General features: G+C 71.5%; 14 protein-coding genes and 1 pseudogene. 6 read left to right on the top strand and 9 right to left on the bottom strand.

The annotated features are described in order from the left end of the window. Nucleotides 1–239: 239 nt before the first annotated feature. Together ACZ6BB_RS22265 and ACZ6BB_RS22270 are read right to left on the bottom strand one after the other, a co-directional pair. Nucleotides 240–932, bottom strand: coding sequence for a TIGR03086 family metal-binding protein (locus tag ACZ6BB_RS22265; RefSeq protein WP_471616884.1), 693 nt, complete (start codon nt 930–932; stop codon nt 240–242). A gap of 134 nt (nt 933–1,066) precedes the next feature. Then, nucleotides 1,067–1,309 (bottom strand): annotated as a pseudogene (locus ACZ6BB_RS22270) (SDR family NAD(P)-dependent oxidoreductase); the annotation flags it as partial. A gap of 93 nt (nt 1,310–1,402) precedes the next feature. Here ACZ6BB_RS22270 and ACZ6BB_RS22275 point away from each other — a divergent pair. Beyond that, the gene (locus ACZ6BB_RS22275) at nt 1,403–2,011 is read left to right on the top strand and encodes an MmyB family transcriptional regulator (protein ID WP_471617015.1); all 609 of its coding nucleotides are present in this window, start codon (nt 1,403–1,405) and stop codon (nt 2,009–2,011) included. A 279-nt stretch (nt 2,012–2,290) separates the two neighbouring features. Here ACZ6BB_RS22275 and ACZ6BB_RS22280 read toward each other — a convergent pair whose 3' ends face one another. Beyond that, on the bottom strand, nt 2,291–5,503 hold the full coding sequence (locus ACZ6BB_RS22280; RefSeq protein ID WP_471616885.1) for a glycosyl hydrolase family 95 catalytic domain-containing protein: 3,213 nt from the start codon (nt 5,501–5,503) through the stop codon (nt 2,291–2,293). Between the two features lie 423 nt (nt 5,504–5,926). Between ACZ6BB_RS22280 and ACZ6BB_RS22285 the strand changes: the two genes are divergently transcribed. Both ACZ6BB_RS22285 and ACZ6BB_RS22290 read left to right on the top strand, forming a co-directional pair. After that, a complete protein-coding gene (locus ACZ6BB_RS22285; protein ID WP_471616886.1) occupies nt 5,927–7,750 on the top strand; it encodes a serine/threonine-protein kinase in 1,824 nt (607 codons plus the stop codon). 155 nt (nt 7,751–7,905) lie between these two features. Beyond that, a complete protein-coding gene (locus tag ACZ6BB_RS22290) occupies nt 7,906–8,286 on the top strand; it encodes a VOC family protein (RefSeq protein WP_012998511.1) in 381 nt (126 codons plus the stop codon). An 85-nt stretch (nt 8,287–8,371) separates the two neighbouring features. Here the strand turns inward: ACZ6BB_RS22290 and ACZ6BB_RS22295 are convergent, their stop codons facing one another. From ACZ6BB_RS22295 to ACZ6BB_RS22305, 3 genes are all read right to left on the bottom strand, one after another. After that, entirely contained in the window at nt 8,372–8,743 is a 372-nt protein-coding gene (locus ACZ6BB_RS22295; RefSeq protein WP_471616887.1) for an ArsR/SmtB family transcription factor, read from the bottom strand. Between the two features lie 239 nt (nt 8,744–8,982). Next, entirely contained in the window at nt 8,983–9,357 is a 375-nt protein-coding gene (locus ACZ6BB_RS22300; RefSeq protein WP_319365332.1) for a roadblock/LC7 domain-containing protein, read from the bottom strand. Between the two features lie 291 nt (nt 9,358–9,648). Continuing rightward, nucleotides 9,649–10,941: a ferredoxin reductase family protein gene (locus tag ACZ6BB_RS22305; protein WP_471616888.1), complete on the bottom strand. Its 1,293-nt coding sequence runs from the start codon at nt 10,939–10,941 to the stop codon at nt 9,649–9,651. Nucleotides 10,942–11,291: 350 nt separating this feature from the next. Between ACZ6BB_RS22305 and ACZ6BB_RS22310 the strand changes: the two genes are divergently transcribed. Then, nucleotides 11,292–12,353 carry a LacI family DNA-binding transcriptional regulator gene (locus ACZ6BB_RS22310; protein ID WP_471616889.1) on the top strand — a complete coding sequence of 354 codons (1,062 nt, stop codon included), beginning with the start codon at nt 11,292–11,294 and terminating at the stop codon, nt 12,351–12,353. Here the strand turns inward: ACZ6BB_RS22310 and ACZ6BB_RS22315 are convergent. Continuing rightward, entirely contained in the window at nt 12,316–12,612 is a 297-nt protein-coding gene (locus ACZ6BB_RS22315; protein ID WP_471616890.1) for a nuclear transport factor 2 family protein, read from the bottom strand. The genes ACZ6BB_RS22310 and ACZ6BB_RS22315 overlap by 38 nt on opposite strands. Before the next feature lie 45 nt (nt 12,613–12,657). Between ACZ6BB_RS22315 and ACZ6BB_RS22320 the strand changes: the two genes are divergently transcribed. Beyond that, on the top strand, nt 12,658–12,867 hold the full coding sequence (locus ACZ6BB_RS22320) for a hypothetical protein (RefSeq protein ID WP_471616891.1): 210 nt from the start codon (nt 12,658–12,660) through the stop codon (nt 12,865–12,867). Nucleotides 12,868–13,062: 195 nt separating this feature from the next. Next, entirely contained in the window at nt 13,063–13,686 is a 624-nt protein-coding gene (locus tag ACZ6BB_RS22325; protein ID WP_471616892.1) for a TetR/AcrR family transcriptional regulator, read from the top strand. Nucleotides 13,687–13,802: 116 nt separating this feature from the next. On the opposite strand, the gene ACZ6BB_RS22330 is transcribed toward ACZ6BB_RS22325, so the two are convergent. Further along, a complete protein-coding gene (locus ACZ6BB_RS22330) occupies nt 13,803–14,990 on the bottom strand; it encodes an MFS transporter (RefSeq protein ID WP_471616893.1) in 1,188 nt (395 codons plus the stop codon). Between the two features lie 200 nt (nt 14,991–15,190). Further along, nucleotides 15,191–18,406, bottom strand: coding sequence for a bifunctional cytochrome P450/NADPH--P450 reductase (locus ACZ6BB_RS22335; protein WP_471616894.1), 3,216 nt, complete (start codon nt 18,404–18,406; stop codon nt 15,191–15,193). Nucleotides 18,407–18,502 lie beyond the last annotated feature (96 nt).

Consider the following 18,502-nt stretch of genomic DNA (forward strand, 5'->3'; position numbering starts at 1 on the left):
TGATGCGCAGGCCGGGGATGCGGGAGGCGTCACGGACCGTGCGGGCCAGCGCCCGTCCGACATGCTCCCCGTGGCCACGGGTGTAGGTGCGGCGGGGAGTCGCCAGTCGCAGCAGCTCGTACGGCGCGCTCGTCGGAGGGGTGCCCCGCGCGTCCTCCGTCCCGGATAGAGGGACCCCAGTTCGACACCGCGGATGCCGCCCTCCAGGTACAGCCGACCTGGCCCGGAAGGCCAGCGGATCACCCCCTGGCCCGCCGGGCCCTGCCCCGGAAGGCCCCGGGAGCGCTGTCGGCCCTGGCGGCCCGGCCGCGGCCGCCGTCGTCGTCCTGCTGGGCACTCCAGCGGGGATCACGGCCGAGGTGGCGCAGGAGGACCGCCACGTCGTCGTCGCCCTGCTCGGGGGCCAGGGCGGCGAGGTACGCGCCGTGGGGGCGCAACGGCTCGACGATCTCCCTGGCGACCTTCAGGAGCGGGCGGGCCAACTCGGGTGTGAGCGGCGACGGCCGCCCTGTCGCCCGGGCGATGTCCCAGGCGTGGACCGCCGCGTCCAGCCCGCACGCCGCAGAGCCGGACCACGGGGACAACATGTGCGGCGGCACCGGCACGGGCACTTCCGCGGTGTCCCGGTCGACACCCGCCCATGCCTTCCCCGCGCGGGCCAGGGCGTCCTCCAGGAACACCACCGGGTCCACCCCTTCCATCTCGCCCGACGGGTCGAACGGGTTGAAGCCGGGGCCGGGTTCGCCGGTCAGGGCGGCGGCGTAGCCGATCTGGTCGCCGACGGCGTGCTGGAAGACCTGGGCGACGGTCCAGGCCGCGCAGGGCGTCGGCAGGTGCCAGCCGTCGGCGGGGACGGCGTGGACCGCCGTGCGGAGTGCTTCGTGGGAGGCGTCCAGGACGTCCCAGCCGCTGGAGATCGTGCTCTCGTTCATCGCGGAGCCCTCTTTCGTGATGCTTTCGCCGTGCCGAATGTCGGTGTCATGCGTCCACTCTCGGCCCGTGGCGACCGGAGAACCAGTGCGCTCTGCGACGACGGGGCCGCCGGCGGTGCGAATTCAGACGGGGATCACCAGGCCATCTCACCGTGACGGTCACGGAAGGTTCCGGTCGGTCCGTCCGTCCCGATGGTGGCGAGTGCGACGATCGCGTCGGTCCCCTCCCTCACCGTCTGCGGGCCGCTGTGCCCGTTGAAGTCGGTCGCCGTGTAGCCAGGGTCGGCCGCGTTCACCTTCACGTCCGGCCATGACTTCGCGTACTGCGTGGTCAGCATGGTCACGGCGGCCTTCGACGCCGTGTAGAGCGGCGCGAGGTTGGCCGCGCTCCGGATCACGCGCACCGACGAGGACGGTGTGGCCGGCCTCGATCAAGCGGGCGCGATCACGCCTATCGGCTGGCTGGCCTTCTGCCTCCCCAGGAGGGAACGGTCTCCACGCATGTTCCGGCCGGGGTCCAGCGGATGCCTGCGCGTCTCGGGGAGTTCCCCGTGGGCGTGTTCAGCGCCGACTGGACCCTGCTGTCCTGGACCCCCGCGTGGTCGGTACTGATGGGCGACCCCGGCACACGGACCCACCGCGAGCGCAACCTGACACGGGCGGTCTTCGCCACAGGGGCCGGGCGCCTCGCGTCCTGGCCCGTGCTCCAGGACGACGACGCCCTGAAACCCGCCCTGGTCGCCGACCTGCGCACGGCTCTCGTCGACTACCCGCACGACCCCGGCCTGACCGACCTCGTCGAGGAACTGCGGTCCGCCAGTGCGGAGTTCGCCCGTCTGTGGGAGGAGGGCACGGTAGGCCCGCACGTCTCGGCCCGCAAGACCGTCGTACACCCCCAGGTCGGCGAGGTGACGTGCGACTGCGGCGTGCTCACCGTCCCGGGCTGCGACATCCGGCTCGTCGTCTACACGGTGGCGGCGGGTTCCGCCGACGCGGAGAAGCTGGAGTTCCTGCGGGTCACGACCGGCGTCGCCGACGGCCCCGCGTCCTCGGGGCCCGGCCTGTTCTCCACACCGTGACCATCGGGCCGGCCGGATCCCAGGCCCTCCGCCGGACCCGGTCGGCGTCCGTGCCGACGAGCAGATCCTCGATCTCGGGGTCCGCCGGTCCCGCGCGGAGGCGTGGCGCCATGCCGCCCTGCTCACCACCGGCCGGAGCGAGGCCGAGCGCGCGGCCACCGTCGCGGGGCTGGACGTCCGGGCAGCCGTACTCGCGCGGCCGGGGCGCGGCCGGGCGGCCTCGTGAGGCCGCCCCTGCCGCTGATCCGGAGCACCGGGCGTCGGGCGCGGGACCACCCGTCAGGGCCGGGTCGGCCTCACCTTTCTCTCCGTGCCGTTCACCCGCACGGTCACCTTCTTCTTCCGGTCCGGTGCCCGGTCGGCGACGATGTCGTACGACGTGACCTTGCCGTTCCGCCACTCACAGCCGACCTCGTAGCCGCCGCGTGCGCGGAGCCCGGTGAAGGAGCCCTCGGCCTTCCAGTCGTCGGGGAGCGCCGGCAGGAGGTGGATGACACCGTCGTGGCTCTGCAGGAGCATCTCGGCCACGGCTCCGGAGATACCGAAGTTGCCGTCCATCTGGAAGGGCGGGTGGTTGCAGAACAGGTTGGGCAGCGTGTTGTAGGTCAGCAGTCCGCGCAGCATGACCTGGGCGCGCCGCCCGTCGCCGAGGCGGGCGAAGAGGGCCGCTCGCCAGGGCCAGGTCCATGAGCGGCGGCTGTCGCCCGACACCGTCGCGGCCGTGAACGGGACGCCGTTCTTCTCCCCGCACCGGGCCTTGAGCGAGACGAGCGCGGCGGCCGCGAAGTCGTGGTTCCTCGGCGTGATCTGGCGCCCCGGATAGACCGCGAAGAGGTGTGAGGTGTGGCGGTGGATGTCGGTGGGGCTGTCGATGTCCTCCTGCCACTCCTGCAACTGGCCCCACTTGCCGATCTTGTTGGGTGCGAGGCGCGCCTGCATGTCGGCGACCTTGGCCCGGTAGGCGGGGTCCGCCCCGAGTACCGCCTCGCAGTCGAGATAGTTCTGGAACAGGTCCCAGATGATCTGCTGGTCGTACATGACGCCGTCCTCGCGCGGCCCGTGCTCGGGCGACCAGCCGTCCGGCGCGACGAGGAGGCCGTCCTCGCGCTCCTTGAGATGGTCCTCCCAGAACTCGCAGATCTCCTTGATCATCGGATGGGCGACGGTACGCAGGTAGCCCATGTCCTGGGTGAACGCCCAGTGTTCGTAGAGATGTTGGGCGTACCAGGCGCTCGCGACGGTGTTCCACTCCCAGGCGTTGCCGCCGAAGATGCTCTGACTGGTGCGGGCGGTCCAGCCACGGGTGCGGGCGCCGAAGGCGTTGCGGGTCGCCACGCGGCTGGGCACCGCCACCTGCTCGATGAAGCCGACGAGCGCCTTGTGGCACTCCGACAGGTTCGTCGTCTCGGCTCCCCAGTAGTTCATCTGGATGTTGATGTTGGTGTGGTAGTCGGATGCCCACGCCGGCTGGTTGCTGTCGTTCCACAGGCCCTGGAGGTTGGCGGGCAGGCCGTCGGGGCGGGAGGAGCTGATGAGCAGGTAGCGGCCGTAGTCGAACATCGTCTGTTCGAGTGTCGGGTCCGCCTTGCCCGCCGCGTAGCGTGCCAGCCGGGCGGCGGTCGGCAGGGCCATGACGTCGGCGTCCGACGTGCCCCAGGCGACCGAGACACGGTTCATCAGGGCGCGTGTCCGCGAGGTGTGCCGGTCGCGCAGCCTGTCGTAGGGGCGGGCTGCCGCCTTGGCGAGCGCGCGGTCGACGGCCGCCCGCGGATCACCTCCGCGCCATCCGGCCGCGGCGTCGAGTTGGTAGTCGGTACGGGCGTCGAGGAGCAGTGTCAGTGCGGTGCAGTCGCTGAACCGGAGCGTCGAGCCGTCGGCGCTGAAGTCGCCGTCGGTGTCCACGACCTGGACGGTGCACGCGTGCTTGAGGCCGTTGCCCATGACGCCGGCGAAGGCGATCCGCCGGGCGTCGGCGTCGACGGAGGCCGGGGCCCGGTCCTGTCCGGACGTCAGCGCGATCGCTCCGGAGAGTCCCCGTGCGCTGTCGGAGGTGTAGCGGAAGACCATGACGTCCGCCGAGCGGCTGGCGAACGCCTCTCGCAGGACACGCCGTCCGGGCGGGCCGAAGCGGGTGACGTGGAGGCCCTTGACGAGGTCGAGGCCGCGCTCGTAGTCGACGACCGTCCGTTGCGCGCGCGTGTCGAAGTCCGCGCCCGTCAGGGCGATCTCCGCGATCTGCAGACCGGTCGCGGAGGCGTCCGAGGTCAGGGTGAGCCGGTAGACGCGGTAGGCCGTGGTGTTGCCGATCCGGATGGTCCGCCTCTCGCCGCGGCCACCGAAGGGCTCCTGGGGGTTCTGCGTGTCGAGGGTCGTCCACGCGTGCCCGTCCTGCGACGCCTCCAGGAGCCACCGCCGGGGGTCCTCCTGGGGTCGGTCGGGGGCCGACGTCAGTGTGTACGAGGTGACGACGGCGGCACGGGTCAGGTCGGCCTGCCAGACGACGGCCGGTGCGGCGGAGCCGACCCGCCAGACGGTGGCCGGATCACCGTCCACCGAACGGGAGATGTCCGTGGTCCGGGCCCCGGCCCTCGGTACGGATCCTTCGGAGTGTCCGCTCGGCGACGACAGGTAGGTCGCGCCCGCCCCTCCCAGGTCGACGCCGGCGAGGCCGATCTCGCTGACCTGGAAGTGGCTGACGCCCGCCTTGGGGACGAAGTCGAACCGGTAGAAGCGGTAGGCGGCACTGTCGGCGCAGGTGAACTCCTTCGTCTGAAAACGGCTCTCGAAGGGCGCGTCCAGGGTGCGGCGGTCCAGCGGGGTCCAGGTGTCGCCGTCGGCGGAACCCGAGAAGGTCCATTCCTGAGGGTCGCGCTGCGGAACGTCGTCGGCGCTCGTCAGCCGGTACGAGGCGACCGCGACGGGATCGGGCAGCTCGACCTGCCACCGCACCTTCGCACCGGGCCCGTCGATGCACCACTTGGTGGCCGAGGCGCCGTCGTACGACTTGTCGACGCCCTCCGCCGGGGAACTGTCGTAGGGGCCGCCGGGGGCCGTGACCTTCGGACGCGGACGGGAGGTGAAGGTGACGACGACGTCGCCGAAGTTCCGGTAGGAACCGAAGCCGTTCATGCCGGTGTCGAAGTCGCTGTCCGGTTTGCCGGCGAGGGCGTTGTCGTAGTTGTTGACCCCTCCCCACAGACTCTGTTCGTTGAACTGGACGCGTTCCTCGTCGGGATCGGCGAAGAGCATGGCGCCGAGTCGGCCGTTGCCGATCGGCAGTGCCTGCGACTGCCAGTCCGTGGCGGGGACGCGGTACGTCAGCGCCTTGCGGGAGAGAGTCGGCCACGAGGCGGGCGCCGAGGCGTCGGTACCGGCGGCGACGGCTGGGTCCACGGGGGCACCTCCGGTCAGCTGGGTGATCAACGGTGCGAAGGCGAGGGCGCCGCCGAACTTGAGGATGCTCCGTCGCTGCGGATCGGATTCATTGATCACAGTAAGATCTCCCAGCCCATTCATCGGCTCTTTCATGGGGAAGTGCCAGCAACATCACCCCCGCACTGGGGCGCGATCATCGTCGCCGGTCGATAGATCGGATGTCTAGAGGGAGGTGGCGCCGAATACCCGATGCCCTCGCTGCGTGTGGGACACGGCCGGGGCGAGCCCGGCCCCGTGCCGCCACCGGCCTCACGCCATGCAGCGACCTTCACCGCCCGCGGCTCCGAGGCGGCGTCAACTCGATGGCGAAGCAAGCCGGTTGAACACCGCGTCGAGTCGCCACGCGGCACGGCGACGACCTGCCGCGTTCCTCCCCGCGCGCGGAACCGACCCGTCCGTCGTCCCGGGCGCGGGGGCCGCCTTTCCCCGCCGTGCCAGGGACGGCGAAAGCTGTCGGTAAAGGCAACTATGCTCCCGCCCATGAACGAGGACGACAGAGGGCCCGAAAGACGAGTCGTCGACGGGCGCTTCGAGTTGGAGACCCGTCTCGGTGGCGGCGGGATGGGGACGGTCTGGCGCGCCAGGGACCTGGTGCTGCACAGGCTCGTGGCCGTCAAGGAGGTCCGCCCGCCCGACCGGGACCTCGCCGAGTACGACCCCGACGGCGCTCGGCTGCTGCGCGAACGAGTCCTGCGTGAGGCCCGCGCCCTGGCCCGCATCGACCATCCGAACGTCGTCACCATCCACCACATAGTCGACGGCGGTGAGGGCACCTACCCGTGGCTGGTGATGGAGATGGTCAGCGGCGGCTCGCTGGCCGACCGGCTGGCCGAGGGTCCGATGCCGCCGGCCGAGGCGACCCGGATCGGCCGGCAGGTGCTGGCCGCGCTCACCGCCGCGCACGACGCCGGTATCCAGCACCGGGACGTCAAGCCCGCCAACGTGCTCATGCGCCCCGACGGGCGCCCCGTCCTCACCGACTTCGGTATCGCCGCGATCCGTGAGACGAGCGGTCTCACCGCCACCGGCTCCGTCATCGGCACGCCCGACTTCATGGCACCGGAACGCATCTCCGGGCACGAGGGCGGCTCCGCCTCCGACCTGTGGTCCCTGGCGATGATGCTGTACACCGCGGTGGAGGGCCACCACCCGCTGCGCCGAGGCAGCACCCTGGCCACCCTCGCCGCGGTCCTCAACGACGACGTCGTACCTCCGGTGCGCGCCGGCGCCCTCGGGGACGTCCTGATGAGCGTGCTCGTACGGGATCCGTCCGCACGCCCGTCTGCTGCCGTGTTCGACCAGCGGCTCGCCGAGGTCGAGGCCCGGCCGGCCGCCCCGGCCGCCCCCGCCGCCTGGTCCGAGCCCACGTCGTTCCCGCTGACCCCGCCGACGCCCGTCACCGGCCCGGCCGCTCCGCATTCGGGCGGCTTCACCTCGCCGACCGCGTTCACCCCCTCCGGCGCCGCCGCCCCGCCGCCCCCGGTCGGGCTCGGCAAGAGCACCGCCGACCCGGCGCGGGCCACGACCGCCGGTTTCGGCCCACCGCCTTCGCCGTACGGGTCACCCGTGGGGCAGCCCCCGTACCAGCCGGTGACCGCACCCGTGGGCCCGCCCCGCCGGCGTGGACGGCGTACCGGTGTCCTGCTGAGCACGACCGGAGCCTCGCTCGCCGGTGCCCTGCTCCTGCTGTGGTGGCTGGTGCCCCTGGGGGACGACGGTGACTCGGACGCGGGTGCCTCGCCCACCACCTCCCCGACCGCGTCGGCCGGCAGATCGACCCCGAAGTCGACCGCCTCACCGGCCGACACCGACCCGACGGAGGAGCGGACGCAGGACACCGCGGAGCCCGGCGACATGCTGACTCCGGACGGCATCCGCACCGCGATCAAGGCGTTCAAGAAGGAGACCGGCCGGGACACCTTCGGCGACTTCTCCGTCTACCCGGACTTCGTGTCGGCCCAGCTGATGGTCAAGGGCAGTGACAAGAGGTACGACTCCTACACCTACCGTCCGGGGCAGGGCGTCGAGAAGGGCATCATCAAGGGCACCCTGTCCGGCGGTGAACAGCCCGTCAGCCTCGACGACTTCGACTGGGACAAGGTCCCCGCGCTCCTGAAGGAGGCGGAGAAGAAGCTCAACGTCCCCGACCCGGAGAACCGTTACCTGCTGGTGAGGCAGCCCAACGACATCTTCGACACCCCGGCCGGGATGGCCGTCTACTTCAGCGACGAGTACAGCCAGTCCGGCTATCTGGAGGCCGACACCAAGGGCAAGGTGACCCGCGTCTATCCCGCGGAGAGCTGACCTCGCGCGACTCCCCCACAGGTGCGGCCCCGAAATCGTCTCGCCCGTGATCACCTCGTCGGGTACGGTCGCCGGGTTGTTCTCCGCCGCCGGAGGCCGTGCGACGCGCGCGTGCGGCCGGCGGCGGTCCTCCGGCTGAGAGAAGGTTTCGTCCCATGGCATGTCGTATCAGTGAACTCGTGCTCGGTTGCCGCGAACCCGAGGTGCTGGCGCGGTTCTGGTGCGAGGTCCTGGACTACGTGGTACTCGACCGCGAGGACGACGGCACGCTGGAGATCGGGCCGCGCGAGGGGTTCGGCGGTCCCCAGCCGACGATCATCCTCAGCTACCGGGAGGAGCCGGAGCCGGGCAAGTCCCGGCTGCACATCGACGTCAACGCCACCGACCGCGACCAGGACGCCGAACTCGAACGCCTGTTGAAGCTCGGTGCGCGCCCGGCCGACATCGGACAGACCGGCGACGAGCAGTGGCACGTCCTGACCGACCCCGAGGGCAACGAGTTCTGCCTGCTCAAGGCGCGCCTCAACCCGCTCTGACGACGGCATTCGACGGCAGTGGAGCGGGGCGAGCGGCGTAGGCCCCTCGCCCCGCCTGCTCGCGGCTGACGGCGCCGGACCTCGGTCAGGGCCGCCGTCCGGCGCCGCCCGGGGTGAGGGCCGGCCGGCTCTCCGCCTGTTGGAGTTCCGCCAGCAGTTCCCGCTGACCGGCGAGCAGTTCGGTCAGGATGCGCCGGGCCGCGCGCAACAGGTCGGCCACGTCGCCGCCGGCGAGTGCGTAGCTGACGGTGGAGCCCTCGCGGATGGAGATCACGATCCCCGACCGGCGCAGTACCGCCAACTGCTGGGAGAGACTGGACGGTTCGATGTCGATCTCGTTCAGCAGGTCGCGTACGGCGAGGGGGCCGCCCTGCAGCAGTTCCAGGACCCGGATGCGTACCGGGTGTCCGAGCATGCGGAAGAACTCGGCCTTGGCCTGGTAGAGGGGGACCTGCATGAGATTCGCTCACTCCCTGGCGCGTGACGGGCTCATTCCGGGCGCGGTGGCCCGTGGGCGCCACCGCGCGGTCGGCAGTGCGGAAGACGTGGTGCGGAAGTCGATGGGCGGAAGACGGTGGTGCGGTCCATCCTCGTGGATCCGGCGCCGCACACCCAGGGGATTGACCTGATCTGGATATGCCCAGTTGAAGAAGTCTTCAAGTCATGGGCGTGCGACGCCGCGCAGCACGGAGAGGTCTACACGTCGAGTTCGGCCCCGATGCGCCTGAGCTGATGGCGGGCCATCGCCAGGTTCGACTTCGTCCGGTCGAGCACCAGGTAGAGGAACAGCCCGTTGCCGCCGCGGCCCTTGAGCGGCTGGATGATGTGGTACTGGCCGCCGAGTGTGATCAGCATGTCCTCGATCGCACCCGTGAGTCCGAGGTGCTCCATGGTGCGGGTCTTGGCACGGATCACGTCCGTGTTGCCCGCCGCCGCGACCGTCAGGTCGAGGTCCTTGCCTCCCCCCAGCGTGCCCAGTGCCATACCACTGGTGTAGTCGACCAACGCGGTCCCCAACGCGCCCTCGATCGACGTCATGATCTCCTTCAGGGAAATCTCCACATTGCTCATGACAGCGTCTCCTCTGGTCGATGCGCGGCTCGGGTGTCACCCTTCCGCCGCCGGGTGCAAGGACCCTACGAAGCGCTTCCGACCGAGACTCCCGAAGTTCCGGTACTGCACGAGCGAGCCCGAAATTGCCGGATCACCACATCACTTGGGACCGTCGATGACAGGGAGACGGTTCATCTGTGTCAGGCAGCGCGACGCGCGGCGCCCTGTGAAGCGCCGAGGCTCCGACGCGCGCACACGTCGGAGCCTCGGCGTCGTCGGACCGGACCGGGTCGGTCGGGTCCGCCCGGATCAGGCCAGACCGAACCGCTCGGCGTGCACCTGCGAGCGGGGAACCTTCAGCTGCTGCAGGCCGCCGAGCACGGCCGAGGTCATCGCGGGCGGGCCGCAGACGTACGTGTCGCGCTCGGTGATGTCGGGGACCAGGGCCCGCAGGTTCTCCGGCTCGAACGGTGAGCTGCCCTCGCCCCGGCGGCCGGTGAGCAGATGGAGCCGCCCACCGCGGTCCTCGACGAGCGTGCGCACCTCGTCGATCAGTACGGCGTCGTCCTCGCTGCGCACCCGGTAGAGCACGACGACGTCACCGGCCGCCTCCTCCTCCAGCAGGGCCCGGACGGGCGTGATCCCCACCCCGCCGGCTATCAGCAGGGCGCCGGGCCGCGTGCGGTGCAGCGAGGTGAACGCCCCGTACGGTCCCTCGACGAACGCGCGCGTCCCGATCGGGAGATGCCGCAGGCCGGCGCTGGTGGTGCCGGATGCCTTCGCCGTCAGGCGCAGCGTACGGCCGTCGGGTGCCGCCGACAGCGAGAAGGGGTTCGCCGTCCACCAGGAGTTGTGTCCCGGGAAGCGCCAGAAGCAGAACTGGCCCGCCCGGGCCGGCAGCCTGTCCAGGTGGCGGCCGGTGACGTGCACAGACACGACGTCGTCCGACTCCGGCACCACGGCCACGACCTCGAACCGGTGGTAGGCGTTGCGCCACAGAGGCAGCACGATCCGTCCGGTGAGCAGGGAGCCGAACGCGAACAGCCACAGGGCCCACCAGTAGATCTCCGCGGCCGCGGAGGAGGTGAAGGTGGTGGTCTCCTGCAGCTGGTGGACGAACGCCAGGCCCAGCGCCACGTACAGCAGCAGGTGCAGAGCGTGCCAGGTCTCGTACCGCAGCCGCCGTCGCACCTGGCGGGCGGAGACCGCGGCGATCACGACGACGATCGCCGCGGCCAGCATGCCGAGCAGGGAGGCCGGTACTCCGGCCAGCGCGAAGAACGTCTTCGTCATCGACGCGTCATCGAGCGTCGCGTAGCCCAGCACCACCAGTACGGCGTGGGTCAGGAGGGTCCACAGCAGGGTGAAGCCGACCCACCGGTGCCACACCGTCAACCGGTCCATGCCGATACGGCGGTCCAGCCACGGCAGCCGGGCCACGAGCAGCAGTTGGAACAGCATCAGCACGGCCGCGTGCAGACCGAAGAACTTGGCGACCGTGAGCACCCCGTTCTTGCCGGTCCCCTCGGTGAGGAACAGGACCTCGACGATCACCAAGTTGACGATGACGAACGTCCACAGCACCCACCGCGCCGCAACCACAGGGGGTACGGCGGCTCTTCGCACCCCTGAAATCGTCGCCTCCACGGGCTTTCCCTTCTCTGTCCATGTGATGTACTCGCGCCCGGCCCTCACGAGGCCGCGAGGACCGGGCGTTCCGACCGGATACGGCCCCCCGACCGGGGGCAAGGATAGAAAATCAGACGCGAATGAGACCCTGCTCGGCCTCAAGCATTCTTGCTTCCGGCATTCCCTGCTTCGCGGGTCCCCCGGACTCACTCCTCACCCGTCGGCCGTCCCGGCTTCCGTCGCCCGGTACGCTGCGTGATTAAGGTCTTAATCACAAGCCGTCACAGGGCTGTTGGAGCACAGCAGGCGCTGGTGGGGTACATATGAGAAGCTCGCGTGTCTGGCAGCGCCCCACGCTCGACGCCGTGGCCGCGCACGCCGGGGTGTCCACAGCCACGGTGTCGAACGCGCTCAACGGAACCGGCCGGCTGTCCGAGGCGACCAGGCAGCGCGTGCTCGCCTCGGCCCGCGAACTCGGTTACGCCCCGGTCGGCACGACCCGGGCCCTGGCCCGCGGCGGCCACGGCGTGCTCGGTCTGACCATGACGGCGTACGGCGATCTGCCCGTCGCGTACACCGAGATCCCGTACTACGCACAGCTGGCGCTGAGCGCCACCGCCTCGGCGCACGAGCGCGGCTTCCTGCTCATGGTGATGCCGAACTCGCTGTCGCGGTGGATGTGGCTCAACACGCCGGTCGACGGCGTCATCCACATGGATCCGCGTGCCGACGATCCGGTGCGTGCCCTCCTGCACGAGCGCGGCATCCCCGTCGTCTGCGACGGCCGGCCGCCCCAGCCGCACTGGTGCGACGCGTGGGTGGACGCCGACCACGACACGGGACTGCGTCTCCTGCTGGACCACCTCACCGAGTCCGGCGCCCGCCGGATCGGGCTCTCCCTGCCCGTCCATGACGCCGAGTATCCACGCCTGATCGAACGTGCCTACGCGTCCTGGTGCGCCGAACACGACCTGCCCTGTCTCGTCGAGGAGTACGCCTCCCTGCCCGACTACTTCCGGGCCGAACGCGAGGCGGTGAGCCGGCTGCTCGACCGCGATCCACGGCCCGACGCGGTCATCGGCGTCTACTCCGACTCCGGTCACAACATCCTCGCGGCCGCGCGGCTGCATGGGCTCCGGGTGCCCCAGGACCTGCTGGTGGCGTGCGTCAGCGAGGATGCGGACTATGCGACGACGGTGCCGTCCGTCACCACGCTCAGCCTCCGCCCGGACCGCTTGGGCGAGGAGGCGGTCGACCTGCTGATCGCGCTCGTCAACGGCCGCGGCGGTGTGGACCGGCGTCGGCTCGTCCAGCCGGTCCTGTTCCCGCGGCGGTCGTCCGGTCCCGCTACTGCCCGTCGGCGACGACGTCCCAGTGCTCGATGATCTTCCCGTCGACCACGCGGAAGAGGTCCGCGACGACGTAGTCGGCGCTGAAGACCCACACCGGGTCCCCGTCGGCGAGGGTGCTGCCGAACCGGGTCCGGCCGTTCGCGTCGGGTGAGGCGCTTGCGCCGGGGGTGGCGTTCTTCTCCGCGGGCGCGTCCCGGGTGTCCTGCCGCAGCAGCCGCTTCAGCGGGCCCGTGCCGTTCGGGATCAGCGGGTTGTGCTGGTGGTACCGCGGATCCCATTTCCTGTCGATCACCGTCAGGAGTGGACGGACACCGCCGCGGAACTCCCGGAGGACGCCGTGGGCCGTGACCGCCTGCTGACGAACGTGAGCGTCTACTGGTTCAGCGGGACGGCGGGCTCGTCGGCCTATCTGTACTACGAGACGTCCCACGACGCGGCCGCCTGGGCCCCGAAGCCCCGGGGTACGGTCCCGACCGGCGTGGCGGTCGCCCTGAGCACCGATGTCGCCGTCCGCCGCTTCGCCGAGCGGGACCACGACATCACCTAGTTGGAGCGAGTCGGAGCGTGGCGGCAACTTCCTGTCGCTGGAGCGGCCCGAGGAGTTCGTCGCCGAGGTCCGCTCCTTCTTCGTCACTCTCGGCGGCTGACGCCGGGCCCTACGGGTGGCGCCGCGGGGCCCGGGGCGCCGTCCGTACGGTCCCCAGCCGACTGGATCGGGCGACTCAGTCGTATGATGACGTGTATGGCTCATGTGTCCGCGGCGGAGCGCCGCCCCCAGTTGATCAAGGCCGCCATCGACCTCATGACCAGGGAGGGCGTCGCCGCCGGGAGCACCCGTGCCATCGCCGCCGAGCTGGGCGTGGCGCAGGCGACGGTGCACTACACCTTCGGCACCAAGGAGGATCTGTACCGCGCCGTCATGGAGCAGCTCACCCACGACCTGACCACCCAGGTCCAGGCGGCCGCGCCCTCGGACGGCGGCTTCGAGGAGAGTGTCGCCTCCCTCGCCGCCGCCCTGTGGAAGACCGTGCGCCAACAGCCGACCACTCATCAGCTGCTCACCGAGCTGTCGATGTTCGCCCTGCGCACGCCCCGGCTCCAGGAGGCTCTCCAGGCCCACTACGGCGAGGTGACGGCCTCGACGACGAAGCTGGTGACCGAGGCGGCCGAACGCACCGGTCACCGGCTGGCCCAGCCCGCGGAGGATCTGGCCCGGTTCTTCCTCGCCGGCTTCGACGGACTGTCCCTCCAGCACCTCTCCCTGCCCGACGAGGAAGCCGAACGCGTCGGCCTCCAGGCCCTGGTCTCGGCTGTGGTGGCCCTCGCGGGCGGCCGGCTGGAGCTGGTGACGGTACCCGTGCTCTGACGGCCGGGACGGCGCGAGTCACCCACGGTGCCCGCCGCGGGCCGCGCCCACCGAAACGGTCGCCGTCCCCTCCTTGTGCGGTGGGGACGGCGACCGAGCGGCGGACGCGGACTCTGTCAGGGCGCGGACACGGGGGCGGACCGGCGCTCGCCGTAGGCCGTGGCGCCGTCCACCGTCATCCTCAGCAGGGGCAGCGAGGCGACGAACGTGCCGACGGCGAGGACGGCGCCCAGGACGTCCGCCCCGGCACCGTCGAGGAGGGCACCGACGGCCAGAGGTCCGACGCCCGTACCGAGCGCGCCCGCCCCGCTGAGCGAGGCCACCAGCCGTCCGCTCGCGTCGATCAGGGAGGCGGCGGCCAGCATCTGGACCAGGACGGCCAGTTGACAGGCCTGCCACAGGACGGCCGCGACGACGAAGAGCACGGGGTCGTGCGTGATGATCAGGGCCGCCATCGACAGGGCCTGAAGGGTGACGAAGCACGCCATCGACCGCATGCGTCCGAAGCGCCGGGCGGCGACGGGGCCCACCACCGCGCCGGCGAGCGCCACCACACTGGCCGCCGCGAGAACGCCCGACACGAGCGAGTGGGACATGCCGGTGTGCTCCCGCCCCAGGACGGAGGTGTACGACCACGCCCCCTGGGTGACGGCCCACAGGAGCGCGGTTCCGGCGAGCAGCACCACCGACGGTCTCGCCGGAACGGGCTCGGCCGCACCGAGCGACCGGCCGCCGGGTGCGCCGGGGCCGTCGGGCAGTCCGCGCACCAGCGGCCAGGCGAGCAGGCAGCCCAGTGTCATGAGCAGGAAGCCGGTGCCCGCGCCCACGTCGTGGTTGGCGGCGGCGACGCCCATCAGCAGCAGCGCCGTCGCGCAGACCGTGCCGGAGACGGCGACCGCCGAGGTCCTGTCGGCGTCGTCGGTCGCGGCGAGGGCGGCGGTGGCCGAGGCGTAGACCGCGCCGAGTCCGGCTCCGATCACGAGGTTGGCCAGGATCAGCACGACGGGGTCGGAGGCGGCCGTCGCGCCGAGGAAGCCCGCCCCGGAGACGGCCAGCCCCAGTCGGGCCGTCCGCGCCCGCCCGGGCCGCGCGGCGCGCCCGGCGAGCAGCAGGGTGACGATCGCGGTCGCCGTCAGCTGGGCCGCCGCGACGAGTCCCGCGCCGGAGTCCGACAGCGCGAAGCGCGAGGCGAAGTCGTCGACGAAGACGGGCATCACGTTCGCTCCCCCGTTGCCCAGGGTCACTCCGGCGACGAGCGCCGCCGCGACGCCGAGGGTGAGGGCGGAGCCGCCCCGCGCGGTCACCGTCCGCTCCGGTGCGGGTGGCCGGGCGGGGCGGTCGGTCCTCGGCGGAGTGCCGAGCGTGCGACAGACATGGGAACCTCACGAGTTCGGGGGCGGGAGTCAGGGGCTTTCGAAGTGCGGGGCCTCGGACGAGGGGAACGTCCGAGGCCCCGCCGGAGGGCGGGTGCGGCGCTGTGCCGTCGCCGCACCGCCGTGGTCGGTCAGCCGGCCCAGACGTCCTCGACGTAGTGGCCGGACTCGGTCAGGGCGGCCAGCCATGCGGCGGCCTCGGCTTCGTCTGCGCCGGTGTGCTCGCGGTAGATCGCCATGAACGCCTCGCGCACCGCCGGGGCCATACGGCGGCCGTCGCCGCAGACGTGGACGCGTCCGCCCGCTTCCAGGACCGCCCAGACCTCGTCGCTCTCCTTCCTGATCCGGTCCTGCACGAAGCGGACTCCGTCCTCGGGCACGCAGGAGAAGGTGGGCCGCATGCTGACGGCTCCGGCGGCCTCGGCCGCCTCGAACTCCGCGCGGTGCAGGTAGTCGACGTCCGGGTGGTCGCAGCCGAAGTAGCACAGCAGCGTCCCGGTGGAGCCCGCGTGCCGGCGGTCGAGGACGGCACCCCGGAAGGGCGCGAGACCCGTTCCCGCGCTCACCAGGATCACGGGGGCGGAGGTGTCGTCGGGCAGGCGGAACGCCTCGCTGCACGGCAGGACCCGCGCCTGCAGGGTGTCGCCCGGTCGCACGGTCTGCAGGAAGTGCGAGCCGATGCCGTGGAACATGCCCTCGCCGGCCCGGTGGGGAGCGGCGAGGAGCGACACCATCAGATCGACCTCGCCGGGTGCCGCCACGGCGGACGAGGAGATCGAGTAGTGGCGGGGGCGCAGCACGGGGAGCAGTTCGAGGAAGCGCTCGAACGGCAGCTCGCAGGCGCGATGACGCTCCAGCAGGTCCAGGACGCTGCGTCCGGCGGCGGTCACCTGCTCGCGGAAACTGTCCGGGTCCGCCGCGGCGAGTTCCGTCAGGGGGCGCTTCTCCGGCGGGCAGGCGGTGTGCTCGGCGAGCACGGCGATCTGCTCCCGCGTGGCGGGGTCCTGGAGTTCCACGAAATCGGTGAGCAGCCGTCGGACGGTGAGCGGGCGGTCGACGGGGAGGGTGTTGCGGCCGCGCCGGCGGGCGCGGAGCCGAACGGTGCGCTCCGGGTCGAGGCCGAACCGGTCGGTGACCCGCTGGACGAGGTGGTCCGGGTTGCTCGGGAGGACGGCCAGGTGGTCGCCGGTGCGGTAGGTGACCCCCTCGGGCAGCCGCAGCCTGAGGAAGCGCTTGGAGCGGCCCAGACCGTGGGACATGTCGACCAGTTCGCGGGCGTCGAGGACCTCCATGGGCTGGACGCCGTGCCGTGCCGCGAGGCCGCCGATGACCGAGTCGGTGGTGTCCTCCAGTACGTAGAGACCGCCGCCCTCCGCCTCCGCGTCCGGCGCCGCCGCCACCGCGTCCTGGGCGATTCCGTGGTGGTGGAGGAGTGTGGTCCACAGCTCGCCGGTCCAGCGGTCCACCGTGCCGGCGAAGTCGCCGGAGGCGTCCGCGGCACCGCGCTCCAGCAGTGCGGTGGCGCCGGCCGCGCTCAGCCGCTCGTCGATGAGCGCCGGCACGCGCTGGTAGGTGGCCGCCCAGTTGCGGTCGCCGACGCCGAGCACGGCGTACCGGAGCCCGTCGAGGGAGCCGGGTGCCAGTTGGCCGAGCCACTCCATGAACCGCGCGGCGTCGTCGGTGGGCCTGCCGTTGTAGGAGGCGGCCACGATCACCACCGGCCCGCCGTCGGCGGAGAGGCTGCCCGCGACGGTGTCCAGGGAGGCGACGGTCGGGGCGAAGCCGTGCTGTTCGCCGTCCGTCGCGAGTTCACGCGCGATGCCCGCGCAGGTGCCCAGGTTGGAGCCGTGCAGCAGGGTCAGCGTGGTGCCGGCGGCCCTGCGGACCGCGGGCCGGCCCTCCCCCACCGGAGCCTGGCCCGACGTGACGGGCGGCAGCCGTCGCTCCCCGCCGGTGCGCCGGGCCAGATGCAGGGTGAACTCGTCGGGCTTGATCGTGAGTGACTGCTTGATCTTCAGCTGGTAGTCGGTGTGGTCGATCAGGCGGTAGCGGTGGATCACCAGCGCGAGGACGAGCGTGGCCTCGTGCAGCGCGAACTGGCGTCCGATGCAGGCGCGTTCGCCGCTGCCGAACGGCTTGAACAGGTGGACCGGCCGCTCCTGCTCCCGCTCGGGCAGGAACCGGTCGGGGTCGAACAGCTCGACGTTCTCGCCCCAGGCGGGGTCCCGGTGCAGCTGCGGGACGAGCACCTGGATCGTCTCGCCCTTGCGCACGGCGTACTTGCCGCCGATGACGGTGTCCTCCAGGGGTTCCACGGCGTAGGCGGGGGCGGTCGGCCAGAGCCGCAGGCCCTCGTTGAGCACCTGCCTGATGTACGTCAGCTTCCCGATGTCCCCGTAGTCGGGGTCGGGGGCGTCCGTGTCGCCCCACAGGGCGTCGACCTCGGCCTGGGCGCGGGCGAGGACCTCGGGGTGCTTGGTGAGGTAGTACAGGGCGAACGACAGGGCCCCGCTGGTGGTCTCGTGCCCGGCGATGAGGAACGTGATCGCCTGGTGACGGATGTTGACGTCGTCCAGTGGTTCGCCGGTGACCTGGTCGCGGGTGTGCAGCATGCGCCCGAGCAGGTCGTCGGTGCCGGTGTCGCCGGAGGCCCTGCGCTCCCGGATCACGTCGTCGACGAGGTCCCGCATCACGGCCACGTCGGTCCGGAACTGTTCGGCCTGCTTCCACCTGAAAAGGTCCAGGCCGGGGATGGACTCGCCCTTCGCCTGGGCGAAGCCGAGCGCGCGCGACAGGGCGTTGACGAAGGGGTGGGGCTCCTGCCGGGCGAAGGATGCGAAGTCGTAGCCGAAGCCGCACAGTCCGATGGTGTCGAAGGTCAGCCGGGTCATGTCCTCGGCGACGTCCACGGGCTCCGTCCCGGCCGCCCCGTCCCACTTCCCGATCAGCTCACGGGCGACCTTGAGCATCGTCGCGTGGTAGCCGCGCATCGCGCCGAGGGAGAAGGCGGGCATCAGGACGTCGTGCGCCTTGCGCCAGTTGGGCTCGTCGTTGAAGGCCGTGAAGAGTCCGTCGCCACCGATCTCCCGCAGCAGCACGAGGTCCGCGTGCACGTTCTTGCGGAAGCGGCTCTCGTCCGCCAGCTCGGTGACGAGGTCGAGACCGGAGGCGATGCCGATCTCGTTGCCGAAGACCCGCAGCTTGAACAGCGGACCGAGCTCCCTGGCCTCCTTCATCACATGGAGCAGGCCGTCGGCACCACCGGGTATGTCGAACGCGTGGCCGACCAGGGGGAGGGCGGGACGCTCGGGGATCGGTTCGGTTCCGCGTTCGGTCGCGTGAGTCATGGGCTTGCCTTTCATCCGCACTGGCTGTCGCCGGGCACCACCTTACGACCGACATGGTCGAGTGACAATGTCGGTCGATTGTGTTGGGTGACACAG

The sequence above is a fragment of the Streptomyces sp. NPDC041108 genome (assembly GCF_055592645.1).

Coding starts and splice junctions, on each gene's coding strand:
- ACZ6BB_RS22300 (WP_319365332.1), bottom strand. CDS start 9,357: ATGAGCAATGTGGAGATTTCCCTGAAGGAGATCATGACGTCGATCGAG.
- ACZ6BB_RS22310 (WP_471616889.1), top strand. CDS start 11,292: ATGAGAAGCTCGCGTGTCTGGCAGCGCCCCACGCTCGACGCCGTGGCC.
- ACZ6BB_RS22335 (WP_471616894.1), bottom strand. CDS start 18,406: ATGACTCACGCGACCGAACGCGGAACCGAACCGATCCCCGAGCGTCCC.
- ACZ6BB_RS22295 (WP_471616887.1), bottom strand. CDS start 8,743: ATGCAGGTCCCCCTCTACCAGGCCAAGGCCGAGTTCTTCCGCATGCTC.
- ACZ6BB_RS22285 (WP_471616886.1), top strand. CDS start 5,927: ATGAACGAGGACGACAGAGGGCCCGAAAGACGAGTCGTCGACGGGCGC.
- ACZ6BB_RS22265 (WP_471616884.1), bottom strand. CDS start 932: ATGAACGAGAGCACGATCTCCAGCGGCTGGGACGTCCTGGACGCCTCC.
- ACZ6BB_RS22325 (WP_471616892.1), top strand. CDS start 13,063: ATGGCTCATGTGTCCGCGGCGGAGCGCCGCCCCCAGTTGATCAAGGCC.
- ACZ6BB_RS22290 (WP_012998511.1), top strand. CDS start 7,906: ATGGCATGTCGTATCAGTGAACTCGTGCTCGGTTGCCGCGAACCCGAG.